The following is a 24,189-nucleotide window of genomic DNA, read 5'->3' on the forward strand; positions in this document are numbered from 1 at the left end:
ATGAATGTGAGCGCCACCCTAACGATTAAAATTATCGAATAACAATAATTAATTACTGCAAAACATTAATAACCGTCAGGCATCCAGACTTTTACCGACCACCGGATCACCGATCTTCAGAAAGTTGCCACCGGCCACATGATGCAGTGTGCGCAGCTCATCGTGCCCTTCAAAATGCCAGCGTCCATCGCTGAACACCCGCGAATCAGCCTGCGCCGCGATCACCTCGGCGAGAAACAGATCGTATTGCTCGTGATTGCGCGGTTCCGGCAGCAACCGGCATTCGAGCCAGGCCACGCAACCGTCCAGCATCGGTGCCTCGACCTGCTCGCCAGCGAAGCTCTGCAAGCCGTACGCCTGGAACTTGTCCTGACCTTGATCGCGATTGATTTCCAGACCTGAAGTCGAGCCGACGGTCTGCACGATGTCGGCCTGATTCACACAAGGAACGTTGAGAACAAAGGTGCCCGAGGCCTCGAGCAGTTGCCGGGTCCAGGTGGATTTGTCGAGGACCACCGCGACTTTCGGCGGTTCGAAATCCAGCGGCATGGCCCACGCAGCGGCCATGATGTTGCGCTGCCCGTCATGGGCGGCGCTGACCAGCACGGTCGGCCCGTGATTGAGCAGGCGGTAGGCTTTGTTCAGGGGAACCGGGCGACGGAAGGACTCGCTCATGGGATCTGCTCCGGGAAAAAGAGCCGATTGTAGCGGGATAAAAACAACGAAGGGATGGCCGTCGACCCTCCCTTCGCCTGGCAGGCATCAGCTGGATAACTGGTTGGCGAACTGGCCGACTGCATCCACCACTTTCTGCGCGCCGTCCTGGATCTCGACGATCACCGTACCGGCCTCCGCCGCCAGCGCCAGACCTTGCTCGGCCTGTTGCTTGCCGTCGGTCATCAGGGCCACGGCGTTGCGCGCCATGTCCTGGTTCTGGCGCACCACACCGACGATTTCTTCGGTCGCCTGGCTGGTGCGCGAGGCCAGTTGCCGCACTTCGTCGGCCACCACCGCAAAGCCTCGGCCCTGCTCACCCGCGCGAGCGGCTTCGATGGCGGCGTTGAGCGCCAGCAGGTTGGTTTGTTCGGCAATGCCGCTGATGGTCTTGACGATGGTGCCGATCACCTGGGATTGCTCGTTCAGCGCCTCGATGCCTTCGCCGGCGGTCTGCATGTGCTTCGACAGATCGCGCATCACATTGACCGCTTCGGTCACCACACGGGTGCCACGCTGGGCGGTGCTGTCGGTTTGCAGGGACGTGCTGTAGGCGATATTGGCGGCATCGGCGACGGCCTGCTCCTGATTGACCTGATCGGTGATCACCGTGGCGAACTTCACCACTTTGTAGAGTTTTTCGTTGGCGTCGAGCACCGGGTTATAGGAGGCTTCCAGCCAGACGACACGACCATGGCTGTCGACCCGTTTGAAACGGCCGGCAACGAATTCGCCGTTATTCAGGCGACGCCAGAAGTTCTGGTACTCGGCGCTGTTGTACTCCTCCGGCTCGCAGAACTGGCGGTGATGTTTGCCCTTGATCTGCGCCAGGCTGTAACCCATGCCCTGCAGGAACCGGTCGTTGGCACTCAATACGTTGCCGCTGAGGTCGAACTCGATCACGGCAGTCGAACGCACCAGCGCGCCGATCAGGTTTTCGTGTTCGCGGGAGGCCTCGATGGTGCGGGTCAGGTCGCTGGAGAAAATCGAGAAATGCTTGATCCGGCCATCCGATGAACGAATCGGCTGCACGATCGAACGCAACCACGCCTCTTCGCCGTTACCGCGGGAAAGGCGCACTGCGCCAGCGAAATGCTCGCCACGGGTCAGAGCGGCCTTGAAGCGGTGATGAAACTCGTCGGACTTCACATGGGCCGGCACGATGTCTTCGATGGCGCGGCCGATCAGGTCGTGGTTCTTGTAGAGCATTTCGCTGAGGAAATTCTGGTTGACCGACTGAATCCGTCCGTCGGGCTCAAGGGTGAGCACCAGCATCTCGCTTTCCAGGCTCTCCTTCACTTGCAGAAGGCTGGAGAGTTCTTCACGAAGAGCCGCCAGCTCTTGCTTCAGGCGTTTGTTGAACATGGGAAAGCACCGATGGACTGGATGGAGAGCGGGTATGCAGCCTAACCATCGGCCTTGGAAATCTTTTCTGAAGAGCGCTTGAGGCGTGTCCTACAAAAATAGTTACGCCTCGACAATTCAGGCGGTGCCGGCCACCGGACACTGTTCTGCGCGCGGCATGCGCGAGCCGAAATACGCCGCGCTGACGACGCCCACCGCTCCCATCACCGCGCAGAACATCACGCAGATCCACGGACTCCACGGCATCAGACCGATCAGCAGCAACGGTGTGACACTCGCCCAGGCGGCGTAGGCAATGTTGTAGGTGAAGGAGATCCCGGAAACGCGGATCCGCGCCGGGAACAGGCTGACCATCACCGACGGCACCGCACCGACCACGCCACAGCACAACCCGGCGATGGCGTAGGCCAGACCGACCCAATCCCCGCCGCTGATCAGGCAGGTATAAAGCAGACCGATGCCCAGCGGCAGCAGCAGGCTGTAGAGCATGACCGTACGCCAGGCGCCGATGCGATCGACCAGTCGGCCGGCGATCACGCAGCCGATGTTCAGGAAAACAATGCCCAGCGCGCTCAACGCGAAGGTGTGGCCGGCAGTCATGCCGAAGGTTTTTTGCATCATGGTCGGGGTGATAACCACGAACACCACCACCGCCGAGGTCAGCACGCAGGTCAGAAGCATCGCCGGCAACATGGCCAGCCGATGATCGCGCAGCACAGTGCGCAGCGGCAGCTCGACCCGCGCCTCGCGCTGCGCTTCCATGGCCATGAACACCGGGGTTTCGCTCAGCCAGCGGCGCAGCCAGACACCGATCACGCCGAACACACCGCCGAGCAGGAACGGATAACGCCACGCGTAATCGAGCACTTCGGCCGGGGTGAACACTTGCGCCAGAAAAGTCGCGGTCAACGCGCCGATCAGATAACCAAAGGTCAGCCCGGCCTGCAGAAAGCCTAGGGCATAACCGCGATGCCCGGTCGGAGCATGCTCGGCCACGAATACCCAGGCGCTCGGCACTTCACCGCCCACCGCCGCGCCTTGCAGGATGCGCAGCGCCAGCAGCAGCAACGGTGCGAAATAACCGATCTGTGCATAAGTCGGCATGATCCCGATCAGCAGGCACGGCAGCGCCATCATCAGGATGCTCAGGCTGAAGACTTTCTTGCGCCCCAGCCGGTCGGCGAAATGCGCCATCAGGATTCCGCCCAGCGGGCGCGCCAGATAGCCGGTGACGAAGATCCCGAAGCTTTGCAGCAGGCGCAGCCACTCGGGCATTTCCGGCGGGAAGAACAGCTGGCTGAGGGTCAGGGCGAAGAACACGAAAATGATGAAATCGTAGATCTCCAGCGCCCCGCCCAGGGCCGCAAGGCCGAGGGTCTTGTAGTCGGAACGGCTGAACGGCGCCGGTCGGGCAGTGGAATGGGCAGTCATGGCAAAGAACTCTGGCAGGCAAAAAACCAAGGCGCCCATGGTCTACGCAAACGGGCCGCCGGACAACCCGTTAGACCATAGTCTGATTCGGCAAAACACGGTCACAAAAATCCGCCGGTTGATTTACTGTTGGCACCTGTCCAGAGGGGCCGGCCAAGCCCCGAAGACCACAATAAACATAAAAATCCGAGGTACTCCCGTGGCCGTTGATATCGAAGATAGCCGCTCTGCGCGCTTTGCCTTGCGCTGTTCAAGTTTCGCCGAACGCTGGTTTCCCGACTCTTGGGTATTCGCCGCGCTGGCGGTGATCATCGTCGCGCTGGCGACCCTGGCCATGGGCGCCAAACCCACCGACGCCGCCATGGCCTTCGGTGACGGATTCTGGAGCCTGATCCCGTTCACCATGCAGATGGCGTTCGTGGTGATCGGTGGTTATGTCGTGGCCAGTTCGCCGCCCGCCGTAAAGCTGATCGACCGCTTGGCGCGAATCCCGAAGAACGGTCGTTCTGCCGTGGCGTGGGTCGCGCTGATCTCGATGGTCGCGTCCTTGCTCAACTGGGGCCTGTCGCTGGTGTTCGGCGGTCTGTTGGTGCGCGCCCTCGCCCGCCGCACCGATCTGAAAATGGACTATCGCGCCGCCGGTGCCGCCGCCTACCTTGGCCTCGGCGCCGTGTGGGCACTGGGCCTGTCGTCGTCCGCCGCGCAGTTGCAGGCCAACCCGGCCAGCCTGCCGCCGTCGATTCTGTCGATCACCGGGGTGATTCCGTTCACCCAGACGATTTTCCTCTGGCAGTCGGGGGTGATGCTGCTGGCGCTGATCGTGATTTCGATCATCATCGCCTACGCCACCGCGCCCGGCCCGAACTCGGCGCGTGACGCCAAGGCCTGCGGCATCGACCCGGCCTTCAACCTGCCGCCGCTGCAACCGCGCACCCGCCCCGGCGAATGGCTGGAACACAGCCCGCTGCTGATCATCCTGCTGGTGCTGCTGGCGGCCGGATGGCTGTTCCACGAGTTCTCGACCAAACCTGCGATCACCGCGATTTCCGGGCTCAACACCTACAACTTCCTGTTCATCATGCTCGGCGCGTTGCTGCACTGGCGCCCGCGCAGTTTCCTCGATGCGGTGTCGCGCGCCGTGCCGACCACCACCGGGGTGCTGATCCAGTTCCCGCTGTACGGCTCGATCGCCGCGCTGATGACCACGGTCAAGGGCACCGATGCCCAGACCCTGGCCCATCACATCTCGACGTTCTTCGTCAGCATCGCCTCCCACGACACCTATGCGTTGCTGATGGGTGTGTACTCGGCGATTCTCGGCTTCTTCATTCCGTCCGGCGGCGGCAAGTGGATCATCGAAGCGCCGTACGTGATGCAAGTGGCCAATGACCTCAACTACCACCTCGGTTGGGCGGTGCAGATCTACAACGCCGCCGAAGCCCTGCCGAACCTGATCAACCCGTTCTACATGCTGCCGCTGCTGGGCGTGCTAGGGCTGAAGGCGCGGGATCTGATCGGTTTCTCGTTCGTGCAATTGCTGGTGCACACGCCGCTGGTGCTGGTACTGCTGTGGGCGCTGGGTACGACGCTCTCGTATCTGCCGCCCGTCATGCCTTAAACGATGACGACAGGGCGCCGGCTCCGGCGCCCTGTCTTTCCCTTCGACCCCTTCGACAAAAAGCGACCCGAACGATCCTTCCTGCGGTTGCCTGTCTTAAATAATGGCTCAGAGCCATCATCTTTCTTTACCGCGCCACTGCCTCGGTAATATTCTTGCGCGCCCAATATCTGTTTCATTTTTTGTCTGAGCGCAAAGGGAGTTCGTTGCAATGATCGTCGGGATTGACCTGGGAACCACCAACAGCCTTGTTGCCGTATGGCGCGGCGATGCCACTGAGTTGGTGCCTAACGCCCTGGGGCAGTTCCTGACACCCAGCGTGGTGGGTCTGGACGATCAGGGCCGGATTCTGGTCGGGCAAGCTGCCCGCGAACGCCTGCACACGCATCCGCGTCTGACCGCGTCGCTGTTCAAGCGCCATATGGGCAGTGCGACGGAGGTCTACCTCGGGGAAAAAAAATTCCGTCCTGAAGAGCTTTCGGCGCTGGTACTCAAGAGCCTGAAAGAAGACGTCGAGCGCACTTACGGCCAGACCGTCACGGAAGCCGTGATCAGCGTTCCGGCCTATTTCAGCGACGCCCAGCGCAAGGCCACGCGCATCGCCGGTGAACTGGCGGGCCTCAAAGTCGAAAAGCTGATCAACGAACCCACCGCCGCCGCACTCGCCTACGGTCTGCACCAACGGGACAAGGAAACGTCGTTCCTGGTGTTCGACCTGGGCGGCGGTACGTTCGACGTGTCGATTCTCGAACTCTTCGAAGGCGTCATGGAAGTGCGCGCCAGCGCCGGTGACAACTTCCTCGGCGGCGAGGATTTCGACAACGTGCTGCTCGAGCACTTTATCGATCAGCATCGCAACGTGTCGGACTTCCCCGAGCGCTCCACCATCCTCCAGCCGCTGCGCCGCGAAGCCGAGCGTGTGCGCCGCGCACTGGGCCAGGACGCCAGCGCCGAATTCAGATTGCAGGTCGGCGAAGAGCAATGGACCCAGACCATCACCCAGGCGCAAATGGCGACGTTATACATGCCGCTGCTCGAACGCCTGCGCGCGCCGATCGAACGGGCCCTGCGCGACGCACGTATCCGCGTCAGCGACCTCGATGAAATCCTGCTGGTCGGCGGCACCACCCGCATGCCGCTGGTGCGCAAACTGGCTGCCGGGCTGTTCGGCCGCTTCCCGTCGATCAGCCTCGATCCGGATCAGGTCGTGGCACAAGGCGCCGCGATTCAGGCGGCGCTCAAGGCCCGTTCGGCCGCGCTGGAAGAAGTGGTGCTCACCGATGTCTGCTCATACACCCTGGGGATCGAGACCTCCACTCAGGTCGGTCGCCAGTATGAAAGCGGCCACTACCTGCCGATCATCGAACGCAACAGCATCGTCCCGGTCAGCCGGGTGAAAACCGTGCAGACCCTTCACGACAATCAGGAACAGGTGGTCGTGAAAATCTTTCAGGGCGAAAGCCGCCTGGTCAAAGACAACGTGGCGCTCGGCCAACTGGACATCAAGGTGCCCAAGCGCAAGGCCGGCGAAGTCGAACTGGATGTGCGCTTCACCTACGACAACAACGGCTTGCTCGAAGCCCAGGTCAGCATTCCCCTGACTGGGCAGCAGCATTCGCTGGTCATCGAAAACAACCCCGGCGTGCTGACGCCAGAGGAAATCCAGCAACGTCTGCAAGCGCTGGCGCAATTGAAGATCCATCCGCGCGAGCAACAGGTGAACACCCTGCTCAGTGCGCGTCTGGAACGTCTGTATCAGGAAAGCCTGGGCGACCTGCGCGATCAGATCGGCTACTGGGCCAAGCAATTCCAGCAGGCGCTGGATTCCCAGGACGAGCGGCAGATCCGTGAAACCCGTACCGAACTGAGCAAGCAGTTGAGCGCCCTCGACCGTAACCCGTGGCAGTAAGGATGCACGACATGGAATGCTGGTCTGTCCTGCAACTGCCCGAAGACGCCGGGCTGCGTGATATCAAGCGCAGTTACGCGCGCCTGCTGAAAGTCTTCCGGCCCGATGAAGATGCCGCAGGCTTCCAGCGCCTGCGCGAGGCTTATGAGCGGGCACTGTCGATTGCCCAGTGGCGCCTTGAAAACGAGGAGAGCGAGGAGCACGGCGACGTCATTCTGGCTCCGGGGATCGCTGCGTTGGCGGTACAAGAGCAGTCCATGGCTCAGCCGCTGCAGAAGACCGGGACCGATGCGTGGGATTACCCTGCGGCGCTATTTGAACCGGTGACGCCGGCCGCGCCCGAAGCACCTCTCGAATCGCCGATCTTGCGGGTACAGCCCCTGAATCCGGAGCCTCTTAACCTGGAGCCCGAGCAGCCGACTGCCGACCCGGCCGTTGAAGCCGCATCGCAATTGCTGAACGGCCTCTCGGACTCAAATCTGGAGCAGCGCTGGGAGCAAGCGTGCCAGCAGGATTGTGCGCAAGCATTCCAGACACTGTTGCTGACGTTGTGCTTCGATCATCCCGCGCTGCGCCTTTCGATTGCCCGTTGGGCGGTGCAGCATCTGGGTTGGCTGGGCCCATGGCAGGAGATCGTCATCGGCGACGGCCAGCGCAGCATTCTCGCCAACGAGCTGCTGACGGATTACCGGCAATCGCTGGAAACGCTACTCGCATCGCAAAACGAGCGCGAATTTCTCGCGCTGCTCAAGTCTTACACGGCCCAACCCTGGCTCCAGGTGTTCGACCGTCGGGAACACTGGCAGCAGATCATCCTGCAATTGCTGCAGGACACAGAGTGGAGCGTGGCGCTGTTCGACCGTATCTCCCAATTATTTGGCTGGGACGACACCAAGGGCATTCATCCGCAACCGGACTGGCTCTGGCAGGCGCTGATCGAGCGCTGCAACCAGGAAAGCCTCTACGACAACCTGTGTGCCCGGGCCGAAGATCAGCGCAACGGGTCGCCCGACGCGCTTGCCGCGCGGATGCTGATCAGCCCGATGAAGCCGCGGCAACAGAAAGACATGACCGACCGGTTCATTCCGGCTGACTGGCAGGCTTGCCAGCAGCTGTCGGAAACCCTCAAGTGGCGCTTCCCTGATTTGCTCGCCCGCTTGCCGTACGCCGACGTCTTCTACTGGCGACGCTTTCTGCCGCGCTACATCGCCGCCGAAACCTGGTTGCGCTCATGGGCCGCGATTGCGTTGGCGCTGTGGCTGTTCTATCTGCCTGCCGAGCACAAAACCACGGCGATGAGCATCGTCATTCCCCTGGCCTTCGCCTGCGTTCCTGTCTGGTTTTTCCGGATCGGCTTGAGTTACTGGTTTCTGATCAGCGCCCATTTGATCGTTCAGGACCTGTGGTTGACTGAAAGGATCATTCCGCGCCGATGGAACCCTGATACCCGCTGGCTCGTGCTGCGCCATGGCGTGCCGCAAGCCGTCATGATCCTGCTGTTCTCGGTCATGCTCGGCGGGCTGGGAGCCTTCACCTATATCGGGGTGATCCTGATCGGGCTCTGGCACAAGCGGCGCATCGGCACGCTCGACCCGGAGTTCAGCGACAAGCACCCGTGGCTGACCGCACTGCACTGGGCGCATTTCAGCCCGTTGCAGCTGCTGTTTCTGGTGGTCATGACCGGCGTGACTCTCGCCAGTCAGCTTGGTTATTCGCTGAAACACCTGTTCCCCGGCTAGGCTAGACGCGGGCCGGATTGCCCTCCACCAAGGTTTTACCCTCGCTGAAAAGGATCTGAGCATGTTGAAACTCGCAGGCCTCACCCTCGCGGCGCTCACGCTGAGCGCCGCCGCCCACGCCGATGTCGACCTGAAACTGGGCAGCACCGAACGCGTCACCCGCCTCTTCGCCTACCCCAACAATTGCAGCGTGATCTGCTTTCGCAACTGGACGCTGGAGCAGACCGTCGCCCATTACCTGAGCCAGAGCGTGCAGCGCGACGGCTACACCAACGCCAAGGTGCTGGTGAAAAACGACAACGATCAGCTTTACGCCGAAATCAGCGGCGTACCGACGGGCTACGACAAGCCGCTGACCGCGCTGCTGGACGCCGGCGACCTGGCCTACAACGGCGCCAGCAACCTCAATGCCGACGGCAAATGGGCCTATAGCTGGTACCTGTTCCTGCCACTGGGCATGGCCCTGGAAAACCGCAAAAGTGTCGAGCTGCTGCACTTCCCGCCGGATTACTCGCTGACCCAGGCCCAGGATTACCTGCGCTCGAACACCACCGACCGCTGGGCCGCGCTGCTGACCGACAATGGCATCCCCGCCGACCAGACGCCGGCCTACCAGACCATCATCGACATCGCCCCGATTGCCGCGCCCGCCAGCGCCGGCAAGGATCTGGAAGGCGTGTACGACTACTTCAAGGATTACCAGACCACCATGGTCAAGCAGGTCAGCCAGAACGCCAGCGGCGCCGTGCTGCCGATGGTTGCCTTTGGTGCGCCGGTGCGAAACTGGATCAAACAGCAATACGGTGCGACCGTGAATGTACTGGGCCTGGCGACCATCAGCCCGAGCGCGGGCGTAAACGTGCCGGTGCTGGGTTCCAACCACCCGAGCTACATCTGGTACGCCGCCGACCCGAGCAACTACACCGGCGACGATGCCCAGGCGAAGGCCGATGCGGCGGGTCTGAAGGTGATGGGGCAAGACTTGAGCGCCGCCTGCTGGCAGGCCGGAATGGGCAGCAAACCGGACACCGATCCGAAGACACTGCTCAACAGCTGCACCCAGACCTGGCAAGTGACGCAGAAAGCCAAGACCTGCGAGCTGTTCTACACCACGATCCGCAACGAGACCGTGGCACAGGCGGACAAGACCTGCTCGACCACACCGGTCAAATCCCAGCTGCAACAGCTGAAAAGCCCATTGCCGGACATGGCTGCGCCCGCTGCCCACCTCTGATCAATCGGACATTCTTCCCGTGTCAGCCTTGGCTGACCCGGGAAAACGTCTATTTCGCCTGTCAGATCTGACAGTAGACCGCTAGTGTGATTTGCGGGATCTTGGATCCAATGATCGTGTTGCAGAACTGGCAGGACGTCAGTCGATGGAAATTGCGACAACGAGCCAACAGGGACCGTTATGAACACTTACGCACTACCGGGTAAACCGGCACGCGATACCGAGGGCATTTATCCTTTTGCCGGACTCCCCGTCCGCCTGGGATTTCCGTCAAAACAGGATTTCGAGATTGTTCACGATCCCGAGGGCGTAGCCACCGCTGTCGTAGCGTGCCGGGCATTCCTGCGTATCACCCGAATGTGCCGGATTTCAGGCCAACTTCTGCCCTATCGATGCCGGCAGACCCGGCAACTGCTGGCCGGTATCCACCTCTACGATCCGCGTTTTTGCGGTGCGTTCGAGCATTGCTGCGACCCGAACACCTTTCTCGACATGAGCGAGTTATGGGTGTGGGCCCTGCGCGATATTCTGGAGGGTGAAAGGCTGACTATCGATTACACCGCCACCGAAGACAAACTGCTGCGGCAGTTCGCCTGCGGTTGCGGATCCTCGCGCTGCCGAGGGTGGATCACCGGTTACGATGAATCACCCAATCTCGAAGGCCAGCGCTATCTATTGAGCTGGCGGCGACGGCAAGGTTTACGCTGAACGACCGATCAGGGCGCGCCGACCGGACGCAAGCGGTACTGCGGCGGCAACTGCTCGAAACCGCTGATCGTGGTGTTCAGGCTCTTCCAGCGACCATCCTTGATGCCGTAGATGCAGCCGTGGATCGACAGGCTTTGCCCGCGATGCCAGGCGTTCTGGATGATGCTGGTGTGGGCGACATTGGCGACTTGCTGGATCACGTTGAGCTCGCACAGACGGTCGACCTGCTCTTCCTCGGTCGGCAGCTTGGCCAGTTCTTCGCGTTTTTCGTAATACAGGTCGCGGATCGAACGCAGCCAGCCGTCGATCAGGCCGAACTGACGATCCTGCATGGACGCGCGTACACCGCCGCAACCGTAGTGCCCGGTCACCAGGATATGTTTGACCTTGAGCACGTCCACCGCGTACTGGATCACCGACAGGCAGTTGAGGTCAGTGTGCAGCACCACGTTGGCAACGTTGCGGTGAACGAACAGATCGCCCGGCAGCATGCCGACGATCTCGTTGGCCGGCACCCGTGCGTCGGAGCAGCCGATCCACAGATATTCAGGCGTCTGCTGGCGGGCCAGCTTGGCGAAGAAATCCGGGTCTTCCTTGGTGATCGCGTCAGCCCAACGCTCGTTGTTATCAATCAGGTCTTGTAAGTCGTGCATGCTGTAAGGCCTCAAGAAAGATGCGCTGGTATGACTGTCGACCGCCCGTCGGGGTCACGCTGGGATCGTGGGTGATTTGCTTTGAATTTCTCGTGTGCCCGGTGAGTCCATCCAGTAAGGCCCACAGTATGAGGAATTGCCATGACTGATTCACGACGTCCGTACGATGCGGTGCAACCGGAGCCCATCGATGATAACGAAGACCGCATGGGTTCGGTGCATGAGCTGGATTTCGACGACGAACAGCCCAGTGCGAAGATCGGCGATGAACTGCCCGAGCGCGAGCGCGAACAGTTGATGCCCCGTGACCGCGTGCGCGAAGCCGGTTTCACCGGAGCCTCGACCGCCGATCACGAGCCCACCGACGATGACCTGAGCCCGGAAACCCTGATCCGTGAGGACGGTGCCCGGGATGCCCACGAACTCGGAGAAGGCAATCAGGCCGACTGGGATCTGAGCGTGGTCGACGAGGACGATATCGGCGGCGGCAACGGGCTGGATGAAGCGGAACTGGCGCGCCGCGATCCGCTGGATCGCAAGCGCTGAGGACACCTGCCGCGATCAGTCGACGAGCGTGCAGGCCATGACCACGGCATCTTCACGCCCGCCGACCGCCGGGTAGTAATCCCGGCGCCGGCCGATCTCGTTGAAGCCATAGCGCTCGTACAGGCGAAAGGCCGACGTGTTGCTGTCGCGCACTTCCAGGAAACATTCCCGGGCATCGGCGGCGTAGGCGCGGGACATCAGGTATTCGAGCAGGGTCAGCCCCAGCCCGCGACCCTGGTTTTCAGGCTTGACCGTGATGTTGAGCAGGTGCGCCTCATCGAGAATGATCTGCACCACCCCGTGGCCCACCTGCTGCTCACCTTCGAACATCAGCCAGATCTGGTACTTGCCCAGGCCGTCGAGAAAAATCCCGCGGGTCCACGGATGGCTGTACGCGGCGAATTCAATCTTCAGCACAGCGTCCAGATCCGCCTCGGTCATCGGGCGAAACGATACAGCGTCACTCATTCGATTCTTTCCAGCGCGCCATCAGCCGACGCATGGCTTGCCACACGGCGGCCTTGCGCTGTGGCTCTTCCATCAACAATTCCAGCCCCGGCACGGCCCACGCCAGGCCAAGACCCTCGATTTGCAATTCACGGTTGAACGCCTCGGCATCCGCCTCACCGGCAAAGCGCACCGCCGGCAGGCCGATCAGCCACAGGCAGGCGCACGGCGCCGCCTCCATCTGCACCGACAGGAAACCCTGGACGAAATCCCGGGCCGCTTCCGGGCCCTGATCCATCGTGCCGCGGTTCAGCCATGGCCAGCGCACCGGCTCACCGACAATCTGCGGCGCGTCCGGGAGGCCGGCGGCACGCAGCATGTCCTTGAGCAACAGATAAGCAGGATCGCGGGACTGGAAGGCTTCGCCTGTGGGTAACTCCACCAGCAGCAGGCAACGGCCGGCGCGCAGCAATTGCAGGGCAAAACGCGGTGGCGGCACCGGCGCCGGCTTGGCCACCACAGGGGTTTCGTCGACTTCTTCGACCGGTTTGGCGCCCGTGCGGGTGCTGGCCAGCGAAGGTCGCGGAACCTCGATCTTCGGCCGTTCGACCGGACGCGCGGCCGGCTGCTCCGGCGCTTCGGCCGGGGTAGCCGGGATCACCGGTGCGGCAATCTCGGGCTCGGGCATGTCCAGCAGCTCGGGCCGCGACGGCGCGGCAAAGGGCAGTTCGGTGCGCGGCAGCCAGTTGACCACCTGCATGGCGTTCAAATAGGCGCGGCGGCGGGACTCGATTAGCAAGGGTCGGCCACTTGTGGATAACTGAAGTGCGCTGATTCTACCGCCCTTCGCTCAAGATCGCGCGCTGTTGATCGATAGTCTTGACCGATACCTTGACGCAAAGAAAAGCGACAGCCCGTCCCGAGAGTGAATCGCATCCTTCGTGATGCAGTACAATCGCGGCTTTTAATCGCCAACCAGCCGGCCATTCCGATGATCGAACCCAAGCGCGTCTTGCGCGCCCTCGCTGAACACTGGGCACTTCTGGAGCCACTGTGCGAGCACTTCGACCAGGGCACCCTGAGCCTCAACGAACTGCGCACGCAACTGGCCGCCCAGCAACTGGACAGCACGCCGCAGGACATCACCAGCCTGCTCGACGTGTGGATCCGCCTCGACATTCTGGTTCCCGTGGCGAAAAGCCCGAACCGTTTCGAGCTCAATGCGCAGATCCACGACTTCCTCGCCTACCTGCGTCGGGAACACCGTCTGGGCCTGTGTCTGGAGATCGAAGCCTATCTGCGTCACCTCGAGCGTCTGGCCGGTTATATCCAGGATGCGTTCGACGTTCGCGACGGCAATGATCTGGCGCGTCAGCTGCGTTTGCTCGACATGCGCGTGCGCGACGTTCTGAAAAAACTCGACAACGACGAACAGGCGCTGGTGGCCGTGGCCGAACGGGCCAAGACCAGCGACCGGCAGATTCCGCTGCGTCAGCGTTATGCGGAAGTGCTGGCGACCTGGGACGAATACGTCGAGCCGATGATCGATCTGGTGAACGCCGATGGCGCTTTCGAGCAAGGCGTGCGCAAGGTCGAAACCGTGCTGCTGAAGATGCTCAGCGAACAGCAGCGCCTCGGCCATCTGGTCGATGACGACATGCTGCTGCGCACCCACGCGCGCATCCTCGAAATGCAGACCAGCGCCCAGCTGACCCTGCGTCACGCCCGCGAGCTGCTGCTGCCGCTGCGCGAAGAAGCACGCCGGCACAACGCCGTGACCCGTGGTGCTGCGCTGGCGCTGGCCGCGATCCGCCGCAAAGGCATCGACGCCGTGCCACAAGCGGCGATGCCGCTGTTCACCCGGCCGCAAAGTACCTTCCTCGGCAGCGCCAGTCAGGTTGAAGCCTACGTCTACGCCCTGGCCCGTTTCGAGCCGAAACCGGCGCGTTTCCCCAAGGCGCACAAGTCGCAGAAGACCGGCGATGCCCCGCGTGCACCGCGCACCGTGCGCGAGATGGTCGACCGTTGCGAAGAATCCCTGCCGATGCCGGATCTGATGACCTGGTTGCTGGAGCAGGAGCCGGACGGCGCGACCGACGAATTGCTTTACTGGTTCTCGCGCCTGTCGCGGGAAAAACGCTTCAAGCGCGAGCGTCTGGAACGTCGCGAATACCACACTCACGAGCATCAGGTCAGCCTGCGCTCCTTCGCCCTGCTCTCGGCCGGCGACACCGCCGCCGAGGATTCTGCGAGCATCCCCAATGCATCTTGATCTATCCGAACTGTCTCAGCTGGCGCCGATCTTCCGCGAGCTGTTCAAGGGCTACCACGTCAGCCGCCGCGACCCGGAGCTGTACGCGCAACTGTCGAACTTCCAGGACCAGTACCGCACGCTGTTCAAGGCGCTGGGCTTCGAACTGGTCTGCGACACCCGTGGTTTCTATTATTTCGTGCCCGACATGGCCGCTGCGGCGGTGAACAAGACTGCCCAGCGTCTGGCGCTGTTCACCTTCATCCTCGTCGAGCATCTGGCCGATCAGGGCCGCGATCCGATCGCCGTGCTCGATGGCGGCAGCCTCGGCCGCGAAGAACTGCCGTCGCTGCTGGAAAAATACCGCGACCTGTTCATCCAGGCCGAAGTGCAGACCGTTGAAGAGCTCGAAGAAAAAATCATGCGCCGCATGACTCAGCTCGGCTTCGCCAGCGAGGAAAACGGCGTGTACCGCTTCCTGCCGCCGATGCACCGTTTCCTCGACGTCTGCCTGTCGGTTCAACAGGACCGCGACCTGGCGGCCAGCGTGCACAGCGTTCTGCCGCTGCCGGCGCCGGTGCTGATCGACGAAGCCGCCGAGGCGAAATTCCTCGCCACTGACGACCCGCTCGATCTTTCCGAGTTTGAAGAAGAGAGCGAAGAAGACGCACTGGCCCGCGCCATTGCCGAAGAACAGGAGTCCGACGCATGAGCCAGGAACGCTACGGCATCCGCCGCTTTGCCCTTTTGAACACCGCCGGTTACAGCCTCGGTCTGTTCCCGCTGGAAGAACCGCTGTCGGTCTACGGCGCGAACAACCTCGGTAAATCCGCCTCGATCAACGCCTTGCAGTTCCCGATCCTGGCGCGCATGTCGGACATGAGTTTCGGCAAGTACAGCCTGGAACAATCCCGGCGTTTCTACTTTGCCTCCGACACCAGCTACATCCTCGTCGAAGTGAACCTGCCCCACGGCCCACACGTGATCGGTGTGGTCGGTCGCGGCCCGGGTGGCGGTTTCGGTCACCAGTTCTTTGCCTATGCCGGCAAGCTCGACCTGGCGCACTACCAGAAGAACGACACCTGCCTGCGGCAGAAAGAGCTGTTCAGCAACCTTGAGAAAGAAGGCCTGAAAGCCTACGAACTCAAGCCCGATGAGCTGCGTCGCTTGCTGGTTGGCGGTCACACGTCGATCCCGCTGGATCTGACCCTGATCCCGCTGCGCTCCACCAGCGAGCAGAGCCTGAAGACTTTCCGTGCACTGTTCATCAACCTGCTGCACATGCGCGAAATCACCGCAGCCAAGCTCAAGCAATTGTTCCTCGATGCGTTCGAACACAGCCTGCGTTCCGGCAGCGTCGATTACATCGCCGCGTGCGAAGAAGCCTTCCGCGACGTGCGTCGTATGGAACAGGACTACAACTCGCTGGTGGCTGCCGGCCCGTTGGTCGAAGCCTTGGCCAACGGTGTGAAACAGCGCGATGTGCTGCGCGGCAAACTGCATCGCCTGTCGCCGTTGCTCGACTCGTTGCTCGGCACCTGGTCGGACTACGCCACGGCGCGCAAGGAGGAGCTGACGATTCAGGCCGAACACTACCGTCGCGAGCAGGACGATCTGCAAAACGATCAGCGCGGTGGCACTCAGGAATTGATGCGTCTGGAGCGGGAAATCTCCGGCATCCAGCGCTGGCTCGGCGAGTTGTCCGTTCTGAAGAACCGCTTCGCGCTGGTCGATGACGTCAAGGTTCTGGAGCAGCAATTGCTGGCAGCCAAGGACGCTCACGACGAACTGGCCGGCGCATTGGCGCAGTCCCGTCAATTCAGCGCCGAGGATCTCGAAGAACGTCTTCGCGATCTGGAAAAACGCCTGAAGTCGGTGAAGCAGCAACTCGATCACGCCGACAACAACAGCTACGCCCGTCTGCGCGAAGAGTTCTCGCAGCAGGATGTCGAGCGCCTGATGCGCCTGTTCAACAGTGCGCTGTTCAGCCTGCCACTGGGTGAACACGGCATCACCCTCGACGACGATGGCGAATGGGTGAAATCGGTCGAGCTGATCCTCGACGGCTTCAAGGGCGAGCGTTTCGAAGTGCCTGGCCTGTCGATCGACATCTCGCACATCGAGCCGCCGGCTCTGCAGGCCTTGGCCGACCGTGCCGCGTTGCGCGATCAGAAAGAGCGTTTGGAAAAAGAGCTCAAGCAACTCAAGACCCAACAAGCCGTGGCCGCCGACCGTGCTGCGAGCAAGACCCAGACCGAAGCGCTGTACCAGCAGGTGCTGGATGCGCAAAAGGCGCTGGAAGATTTCCGCCGCACCCAGACCCTGAGCGCCGAAGAAGGCGACAAGCTGGAGCAACTGGCGCAGATGGAAGCCGCGCAGGACGAACTCAAGCGTTCCAGCGATGCGTTCACCGAGCGTGTCCAGCAACTGTCGGCCAAGCTGCAACTGGTCGGCCGGCAGATCGCCGACATGGAAGCCAAGCAACGCACCCTCGACGATGCCCTGCGCCGCCGTCAGCTGCTGCCGGCGGATCTGCCGTTCGGTACGCCATTCATGGATCCGGTCGACGATTCGATGGACAACCTGCTGCCGCTGCTCAACGACTATCAAGACAGCTGGCAAGGCCTGCTGCGCGCCGATGGTCAAATCGAAGCGCTGTACGCGCAGGTGCGCCTGAAAGGCGTGGCCAAGTTCGACAGTGAAGACGACATGGAGCGCCGTCTGTCGTTGCTGATCAACGCTTACGCGCACCGCACCGACGAAGCCCTGACCCTGGGCAAGGCCCGTCGCGCAGCCGTGACCGATATCGCGCGGACCCTGCGCAACATCCGCAGCGACTACGACAGCCTCGAGCACCAACTGGCGCTGTTCAACCGCGAGATCAACAAGCGTCAGGTGTCCAACCTGCAGAGCTTCCGCATCGTCCTTGCGCCGAACAAGGAAGCGCTCAAGCACATCGATCAGATCATCCACAGCGCCGGTCAGTACGAAGAAGGCGAAACCCTGTCGGTGTTCGACCTGAGCCAAAGTGCGGAACAGGACAACAAGAACGAAGAGGCCAAGGAATACCTGGCGCGGCTGGTGGCGGCAAACCACAACCAGCTCGGCCTCAAGGACTTGTTCGAACTGGCGTTCGAGATCACCAAGGTCAACGGCCAGCCGGTTATCCACACCGACATCGATGGCGCGGCGTCCAACGGCACCACGATGACCATCAAGGCGCTGACCAACATGTACTTGTTGCTGCACTTGATGGACCGCGACCTGGCCGGTCGCGTACGTCTGCCGTACTACCTCGACGAGGCCGCGGACATCGACGAGAAGAACCAGGCCGCTCTGCTGGAAACCAGCCTGCAACTGGGCTTCGTGCCGATCCTGGCGAGTGTGAAGCCGCAGGTCTGCGCCAGTGTCGCCATCGACCTGGAAGGCGGCAGCGGCCCGGCCGGCATCTACATCGACGAGGCGGACTGGAAGTACATCCGTCGCCACGACGTGGTGAAAGCCACCGTCAATGTCGAAGCGGACGAGCCGGAGCTGGATGCGGTTTGATGCGTAACTGACGGGCACAAAAAAGGGCCGCGATCCATTGGATCGCGGCCCTTTTTCATGGGCTCTGGATTATTTGCCGAGAGGGATTTTCGGTGCCCAGTTCAGCCACTCGTCTTCGAACTTGTCGAACAGCGGGAAGGTTTGTTCGGCGCGAGCCGGATTGCCCATCTTCTCGCCGTCCGGTGTGGCGAAGGCGATACCGCCCTGAATCACTGTCTCAAGCGACTCTGTGCGTACGGTCACGCCTTTGAACAGGCCGATATCGAAACCGACGCCGCTGGTGTTCCAGAAACGGCTGCCGCTGCGCACCAGTGGCGCGTACTTCGGTTCGATCAGGATGTGCACCAGGACGCGATCCGCGGTCTGGCCCAGTTCGTAACCGGTGACTTTGCCTACGGTGATCTCACGGTAGGTGACCGGCACGCCCGGTTTCAGCGAGCCACGACGGGCAGCGCTCAGTACCAGACTCAAGCCAGCCTCTTGCTTGGTCACCTCTGGCGCATTGGCCAGGGCCACGAAGTTCTTCTGCGGGCCGAGGTTCTTGGCCGCCGGTTGCACTTCGATGTACTGCCCGGTGACCAGGGTCTCCAGGTTCGAGGTCTTGATCAGACCCAACTCCGGTTTGACCACCCAGAACTGACTGCCGACTCGAGCAATCTTCTCCGGCACTTCAGTGATGCGCGCGGTGAGGATTACCGATTGCAGATCATCGGTCAGGTCCACACTTTCAATCTTGCCGACATCCAGGCCCTTGAAGCGAACCGGGGTGCCGCTGCGCAGACCGTCCGCGCGATCGACCTTGATGGTGACGACGGCGCCTTTCTGATTCGCTTCATCATGGTTGGCGAACAGACGGAAACGCGGAATGCGCTTTTGCAGCGGCGCCTTGGCCTGCGGCGTTTCGAAGGCGATGCCACCGGCCATCAGGGTCTGCAACGATTCACTCTTGACCTGAATGCCGCCGGTCAAACCGCCGGTCAGCGTGACGCCACTGACGTTCCAGAACCGGGTCGAGGCGTTGACCAGGTTTTCGTATTCCTTCTCGATGTGGACGCCGATCACCAGTTGCTTGCGTGTCTTGGAGAACTGATAGCTCTGCACCGAACCGACCTTGACCTGCTTGTAGAGGATCGGACTGCCGACGTCGATCGAGCCTAAGGTATCGGTGAACAGCACCAGGTGCAGGCCGGGTGCACGCAGATCGAGCGGCGGCGCTTTGGGTCGGGCTTCGAATTCACGCTGTGGCGCACCGCCCTTGTCGCCCGGGCGCACGGCGATGTAGTTACCTTTTACCAACGCTTCCAGACCGGTGATGCCGGCCAGGGAGATCGAAGGTTTGACCACCCAGAATTGCGTGCCGGTGACGAGATAGTCTTCGGCCAGCGGATCAAGGGTCAGTTCGGCGGTGGCGCTGGACAGGTCCGGATCGATCTTCAGCGCTTTCAGGTTACCGACCTGAATGCCTTTGTACATCACCGGGGTACGCCCGGCTTGCAGGCCTTCGAAATCGCTGAGTTTGACCTTCACCCGGATGCCGGCGGCGGCCGCATCGAAGTCTTCGTAGAGACGGAACGGCAGGCTTGGATCGGTGGGCGGGCTGTCTTTGCGGTTCTCCGGCGTGGCGAAGGCGATACCGCCAGCGACGATACTGGCCAGGGATTCGCTGCGCACTTTCACGCCGGACAGGTTGGCGTCGATGCTGATGCCGCTGGCGTTCCAGAATCGTGTGTGTTTGCGCACCAGTTTGGCGTAGGTCGGTTCGATGAACACCTTGAGCTCGACCGTGCTCTGGTCTTCCGACAGCACGTAACTTTTGATCTGCCCGACTTTGATCTGCTTGTAGAACACCGGGCTGCCGCGATTCAGCGAACCGAGGCGATCGGCCTTGATCGTCAAGTGCAGACCGGGCTTCGAATCCGATAGCGGCGGCTCTTCGGCCAAGGCCTTGAACTTGCGGGTCGGCTCGCCTTCACCGGGACTGATGGCCACGTAGTTACCCGATACCAGGGTTTCCAGGCCGGTGATCCCGGCCAGGGTCACGCTCGGCTTGACCAGCCAGAAACGGGTGCTGGTCTTCAGGTACTGATCGACATCCTTGTTCATCTCGATGGTCGCGATGACACCTTTGGAGTTGCCTTCATCATCGAGCTTGAGAGTTTTCACCTTGCCGACTGGCATGCCTTTGTAGACCACTTCGGTCTTGTTGGCTTGAATGCCTTCACCGCTTTCAAACCGCACCTGAATCTCGATGCCGGTTTCGTTGTAGGCACGCCAGCCGAGCCAGCCGCCGATAATCAGGGCGATCAGGGGCAACACCCAGATGGCAGACCAGTTCGAAGCCGGTCGGGTTTTCGCTACAGGCAAATCAGTCATGGTCGGCGTCCGACTCCGTGTTATCCCAAATCAGTCGGGGATCGAAAGTGACAGCGGCGAGCATCGTCAGAATCACCACACTGGCGAAGGCGATGGCGCCAAGATTGGCTTCGACACTGGCAAGCCGGCCGAAGTTGACGACCGCCACCAGAATGGCGATCACGAAAATATCGAGCATCGACCAGCGGCCGATGAACTCGATGAAACGATACATCCAGATCCGCTGACGGGCGGACAACGGCTGGCGGCGCTGTACAGAAAACAGCAACAGCGCGATGCCCACCAGTTTGAAAGTCGGCACCAGGATGCTGGCGATGAACACCACGGCGGCGATTGGAATCATGCCGTGCTGCACCAACTGAATGACGCCGGACATGATCGTGCTCGGGTCACCCTGGCCCAGAGAGCTGACGGTCATGATCGGCAGTACGTTGGCCGGGATGTAGATAATCGCGGCCGTGATCAGCAGCGCCCAGGTTCGCGCGAGGCTATTGGGGCGCCGGGCGTGGACCAGCGCGCCGCATCGGGTGCAAGTCTGCACATCGCTGTCGGTATCCTGCCTGTTCAGTTCGTGGCATTCGGTACAGATCAGAATGCCTGCATCAATCGCCCGCATGGGCATCTTCTCCTGATAACGCCTGCCAGATCTGGTGCGGCGACATCACCACTTCGAGCCAGACCTGAACCAGTAACAAGCCGATGAAACACGCCAGACCGAGGCCCACGGTGATAGCCGCCATGTCCGCCAGTTTGACGATCGCGACCAGGACGCCCATGAGGTAGACCTCGAGCATGCCCCAGTCTTTGAGGTGGTGATAAATGCGGTAGAGCAGCAGGCCATAACTGCGTCCGATGTTGAAACGGATAGTCAGCAATACGATCAACTGACACAGCAGTTTCAACAGTGGAATCGCCATGCTGCAAAGGAATACGACAACCGAAACACCGCGCATATCGGTGTTGAACAGACCGATCACACCGCTCCAGACCGTGTCCTGCGACGATTGTCCGAGAACATTGAGCTGCATGATGGGTAAAAAGTTCGCCGGCACGTAGAGCAACAGCGCGGCAATGACCAGGGCGAGGCTGCGCTGCACCACGTTATGGCGGTGAGCGTACAGTTCGTAACCGCAGCGTGGGCAGAGGGCTTTTTCGCCGTGAGCAAGCTTGGGCTTGCGCATCAGCAGATCGCACTCATGGCAGGCCACCAAGTCATCCAGCGGTAAATCTGACAGCCCTGGGGCGTCAACCGAATCTGACATAAGGGCTCTGACTCCGAAAAAGTTGGGATCTATTCTAGTGTTCTGATTCGAAAATAACTGTGCAAATTTGTTCGCTGACGCGAGCAAAAACTTTCCTGCGGGCAAAACAAAACCCCAACTGCTTTCGCAATTGGGGTTTCGGAATTTAATCTTGACGATGACCTACTCTCACATGGGGAAACCCCACACTACCATCGGCGATGCATCGTTTCACTTCTGAGTTCGGGATGGGATCAGGTGGTTCCAACGCTCTATGGTCGTCAAGAAATTCGGGTACTGAGTCGTGACCAGATGGCCTCGCTTCAGCAAATTGGGTATGTGACAGCTTTCGGTGTTTTGTGAACTCGAACTTTCGGTTCATTTTCGTCTTCACACACCGCAATCTGGTCTCTTTCGAGTCTACAGATTGCTTGGGTGTTATATGGTCAAGCCTCACGGGCAATTAGTATTGGTTAGCTCAACGCCTCACAGCGCTTACACACCCAACCTATCAACGTCGTAGTCTTCGACGGCCCTTCAGGGAACTCAAGGTTCCAGTGAGATCTCATCTTGAGGCAAGTTTCCCGCTTAGATGCTTTCAGCGGTTATCTTTCCCGAACATAGCTACCCGGCAATGCCACTGGCGTGACAACCGGAACACCAGAGGTTCGTCCACTCCGGTCCTCTCGTACTAGGAGCAGCCCCTCTCAAATCTCAAACGTCCACGGCAGATAGGGACCGAACTGTCTCACGACGTTCTAAACCCAGCTCGCGTACCACTTTAAATGGCGAACAGCCATACCCTTGGGACCGGCTTCAGCCCCAGGATGTGATGAGCCGACATCGAGGTGCCAAACACCGCCGTCGATATGAACTCTTGGGCGGTATCAGCCTGTTATCCCCGGAGTACCTTTTATCCGTTGAGCGATGGCCCTTCCATACAGAACCACCGGATCACTAAGACCTACTTTCGTACCTGCTCGACGTGTCTGTCTCGCAGTCAAGCGCGCTTTTGCCTTTATACTCTACGACCGATTTCCGACCGGTCTGAGCGCACCTTCGTACTCCTCCGTTACTCTTTAGGAGGAGACCGCCCCAGTCAAACTACCCACCATACACTGTCCTCGATCCGGATAACGGACCTGAGTTAGAACCTCAAAGTTGCCAGGGTGGTATTTCAAGGATGGCTCCACGCGAACTGGCGTCCACGCTTCAAAGCCTCCCACCTATCCTACACAAGCAAATTCAAAGTCCAGTGCAAAGCTATAGTAAAGGTTCACGGGGTCTTTCCGTCTAGCCGCGGATACACTGCATCTTCACAGCGATTTCAATTTCACTGAGTCTCGGGTGGAGACAGCGCCGCCATCGTTACGCCATTCGTGCAGGTCGGAACTTACCCGACAAGGAATTTCGCTACCTTAGGACCGTTATAGTTACGGCCGCCGTTTACCGGGGCTTCGATCAAGAGCTTCGCGTTAGCTAACCCCATCAATTAACCTTCCGGCACCGGGCAGGCGTCACACCCTATACGTCCACTTTCGTGTTTGCAGAGTGCTGTGTTTTTAATAAACAGTCGCAGCGGCCTGGTATCTTCGACCGGCGTGGGCTTACGCAGCAAGTGCTTCACCCTCACCGGCGCACCTTCTCCCGAAGTTACGGTGCCATTTTGCCTAGTTCCTTCACCCGAGTTCTCTCAAGCGCCTTGGTATTCTCTACCCAACCACCTGTGTCGGTTTGGGGTACGGTTCCTGGTTATCTGAAGCTTAGAAGCTTTTCTTGGAAGCATGGCATCAACCACTTCGTCGCCTAAAGGCAACTCGTCATCAGCTCTCGGCCTTGGAATCCCGGATTTACCTAAGATTCCAGCCTACCACCTTAAACTTGGACAACCAACGCCAAGCTGGCCTAGCCTTCTCCGTCCCTCCATCGCAATAACCAGAAGTACAGGAATATTAACCTGTTTTCCATCGACTACGCTTTTCAGCCTCGCCTTAGGGACCGACTAACCCTGCGTCGATTAACGTTGCGCAGGAAACCTTGGTCTTTCGGCGTGGGTGTTTTTCACACCCATTGTCGTTACTCATGTCAGCATTCGCACTTCTGATACCTCCAGCAAGCTTCTCAACTCACCTTCACAGGCTTACAGAACGCTCCTCTACCGCATCACTTACGTGATACCCGTAGCTTCGGTGTATGGTTTGAGCCCCGTTACATCTTCCGCGCAGGCCGACTCGACTAGTGAGCTATTACGCTTTCTTTAAAGGGTGGCTGCTTCTAAGCCAACCTCCTAGCTGTCTAAGCCTTCCCACATCGTTTCCCACTTAACCATAACTTTGGGACCTTAGCTGACGGTCTGGGTTGTTTCCCTTTTCACGACGGACGTTAGCACCCGCCGTGTGTCTCCCATGCTC

The 24,189-nt window shown here is 60.5% G+C and carries 18 protein-coding genes, 2 rRNA genes and 1 pseudogene (1 of these 21 running past the window's edge); 9 read left to right on the forward strand and 12 right to left on the reverse strand.

The genetic code is table 11. The features are described 5' to 3' along the window. Positions 1 to 75 precede the first annotated feature (75 nt). From ABTV87_RS24585 to ABTV87_RS24600, 4 genes and pseudogenes are all read right to left on the reverse strand, one after another. Complete coding sequence (locus ABTV87_RS24585) at positions 76 to 675, reverse strand: flavin reductase family protein (RefSeq protein ID WP_085609284.1); 600 nt, start codon at positions 673 to 675, stop codon at positions 76 to 78. Between the two features lie 87 nt (positions 676 to 762). Beyond that, a complete protein-coding gene (locus tag ABTV87_RS24590) occupies positions 763 to 1,194 on the reverse strand; it encodes a methyl-accepting chemotaxis protein (RefSeq protein WP_371857323.1) in 432 nt (143 codons plus the stop codon). Positions 1,195 to 1,350: 156 nt separating this feature from the next. After that, a pseudogene (locus tag ABTV87_RS24595) lies at positions 1,351 to 2,079 on the reverse strand (PAS domain-containing protein); the annotation flags it as partial. A gap of 117 nt (positions 2,080 to 2,196) precedes the next feature. Beyond that, positions 2,197 to 3,510: an MFS transporter gene (locus ABTV87_RS24600; RefSeq protein WP_433898503.1), complete on the reverse strand. Its 1,314-nt coding sequence runs from the start codon at positions 3,508 to 3,510 to the stop codon at positions 2,197 to 2,199. Between the two features lie 199 nt (positions 3,511 to 3,709). On the opposite strand from ABTV87_RS24600, the gene ABTV87_RS24605 reads away from it, so the two are divergent. From ABTV87_RS24605 to ABTV87_RS24625, 5 genes are all read left to right on the forward strand, one after another. Then, positions 3,710 to 5,128 (forward strand): short-chain fatty acid transporter, encoded by a 1,419-nt coding sequence (locus ABTV87_RS24605; protein WP_007951749.1) that lies wholly within the window; start codon positions 3,710 to 3,712, stop codon positions 5,126 to 5,128. A 211-nt stretch (positions 5,129 to 5,339) separates the two neighbouring features. Then, complete coding sequence (locus ABTV87_RS24610; RefSeq protein ID WP_433898504.1) at positions 5,340 to 7,037, forward strand: molecular chaperone HscC; 1,698 nt, start codon at positions 5,340 to 5,342, stop codon at positions 7,035 to 7,037. Between the two features lie 11 nt (positions 7,038 to 7,048). Further along, entirely contained in the window at positions 7,049 to 8,776 is a 1,728-nt protein-coding gene (locus ABTV87_RS24615; RefSeq protein ID WP_433898505.1) for a J domain-containing protein, read from the forward strand. Between the two features lie 61 nt (positions 8,777 to 8,837). After that, entirely contained in the window at positions 8,838 to 10,010 is a 1,173-nt protein-coding gene (locus ABTV87_RS24620; protein WP_433898506.1) for a hypothetical protein, read from the forward strand. A gap of 180 nt (positions 10,011 to 10,190) precedes the next feature. Continuing rightward, entirely contained in the window at positions 10,191 to 10,718 is a 528-nt protein-coding gene (locus tag ABTV87_RS24625) for a lysine methyltransferase (RefSeq protein ID WP_433898507.1), read from the forward strand. 8 nt (positions 10,719 to 10,726) lie between these two features. Here the strand turns inward: ABTV87_RS24625 and can are convergent, their stop codons facing one another. Beyond that, on the reverse strand, positions 10,727 to 11,371 hold the full coding sequence (gene can / locus ABTV87_RS24630; RefSeq protein WP_007951756.1) for a carbonate dehydratase: 645 nt from the start codon (positions 11,369 to 11,371) through the stop codon (positions 10,727 to 10,729). A 141-nt stretch (positions 11,372 to 11,512) separates the two neighbouring features. On the opposite strand from can, the gene ABTV87_RS24635 reads away from it, so the two are divergent. Beyond that, a complete protein-coding gene (locus ABTV87_RS24635; RefSeq protein ID WP_221534790.1) occupies positions 11,513 to 11,917 on the forward strand; it encodes a serine kinase/phosphatase in 405 nt (134 codons plus the stop codon). A gap of 15 nt (positions 11,918 to 11,932) precedes the next feature. Here ABTV87_RS24635 and rimI read toward each other — a convergent pair whose 3' ends face one another. Further along, positions 11,933 to 12,385 carry a ribosomal protein S18-alanine N-acetyltransferase gene (rimI, locus tag ABTV87_RS24640; protein WP_007951758.1) on the reverse strand — a complete coding sequence of 151 codons (453 nt, stop codon included), beginning with the start codon at positions 12,383 to 12,385 and terminating at the stop codon, positions 11,933 to 11,935. After that, a complete protein-coding gene (locus ABTV87_RS24645) occupies positions 12,378 to 13,124 on the reverse strand; it encodes a hypothetical protein (protein WP_007951760.1) in 747 nt (248 codons plus the stop codon). Before ABTV87_RS24645 ends, rimI begins: the two co-directional genes overlap by 8 nt. Before the next feature lie 231 nt (positions 13,125 to 13,355). Here ABTV87_RS24645 and mksB point away from each other — a divergent pair, with 231 nt between their 5' ends. Genes mksB through mksF form a run of 3 tightly spaced genes read left to right on the forward strand, consistent with a single transcriptional unit; the run spans position 13,356 to position 18,164 of the window. Then, positions 13,356 to 14,636, forward strand: a complete 1,281-nt coding sequence (gene mksB, locus ABTV87_RS24650) for an Mks condensin complex protein MksB (RefSeq protein WP_162803847.1) — start codon at positions 13,356 to 13,358, stop codon at positions 14,634 to 14,636. Next, positions 14,626 to 15,327, forward strand: coding sequence for an Mks condensin complex protein MksE (gene mksE / locus ABTV87_RS24655; protein ID WP_007951764.1), 702 nt, complete (start codon positions 14,626 to 14,628; stop codon positions 15,325 to 15,327). Before mksB ends, mksE begins: the two co-directional genes overlap by 11 nt. Further along, positions 15,324 to 18,164, forward strand: coding sequence for an Mks condensin complex protein MksF (mksF, locus tag ABTV87_RS24660; RefSeq protein ID WP_085609275.1), 2,841 nt, complete (start codon positions 15,324 to 15,326; stop codon positions 18,162 to 18,164). Before mksE ends, mksF begins: the two co-directional genes overlap by 4 nt. 69 nt (positions 18,165 to 18,233) lie before the next feature. On the opposite strand, the gene ABTV87_RS24665 is transcribed toward mksF, so the two are convergent. The 5 genes from ABTV87_RS24665 to ABTV87_RS24685 form a co-directional block, all read right to left on the reverse strand. Continuing rightward, positions 18,234 to 20,537 carry an MlaD family protein gene (locus tag ABTV87_RS24665; RefSeq protein WP_433898508.1) on the reverse strand — a complete coding sequence of 768 codons (2,304 nt, stop codon included), beginning with the start codon at positions 20,535 to 20,537 and terminating at the stop codon, positions 18,234 to 18,236. Beyond that, positions 20,530 to 21,153 carry a paraquat-inducible protein A gene (locus ABTV87_RS24670; RefSeq protein WP_007951771.1) on the reverse strand — a complete coding sequence of 208 codons (624 nt, stop codon included), beginning with the start codon at positions 21,151 to 21,153 and terminating at the stop codon, positions 20,530 to 20,532. The genes ABTV87_RS24665 and ABTV87_RS24670 overlap by 8 nt, the downstream gene beginning before the upstream one ends. Then, positions 21,140 to 21,799, reverse strand: a complete 660-nt coding sequence (locus tag ABTV87_RS24675) for a paraquat-inducible protein A (RefSeq protein ID WP_007951772.1) — start codon at positions 21,797 to 21,799, stop codon at positions 21,140 to 21,142. Before ABTV87_RS24675 ends, ABTV87_RS24670 begins: the two co-directional genes overlap by 14 nt. Before the next feature lie 149 nt (positions 21,800 to 21,948). Continuing rightward, positions 21,949 to 22,064: ribosomal RNA gene (gene rrf, locus ABTV87_RS24680) — 5S ribosomal RNA — on the reverse strand. Between the two features lie 156 nt (positions 22,065 to 22,220). Next, positions 22,221 to 24,189 (reverse strand): 23S ribosomal RNA (locus ABTV87_RS24685); it runs 922 nt beyond the window's last position.

Source organism: Pseudomonas sp. PSE1(2024) (genome assembly GCF_050990555.1).
GTDB lineage: Bacteria > Pseudomonadota > Gammaproteobacteria > Pseudomonadales > Pseudomonadaceae > Aquipseudomonas > Aquipseudomonas aphyarum.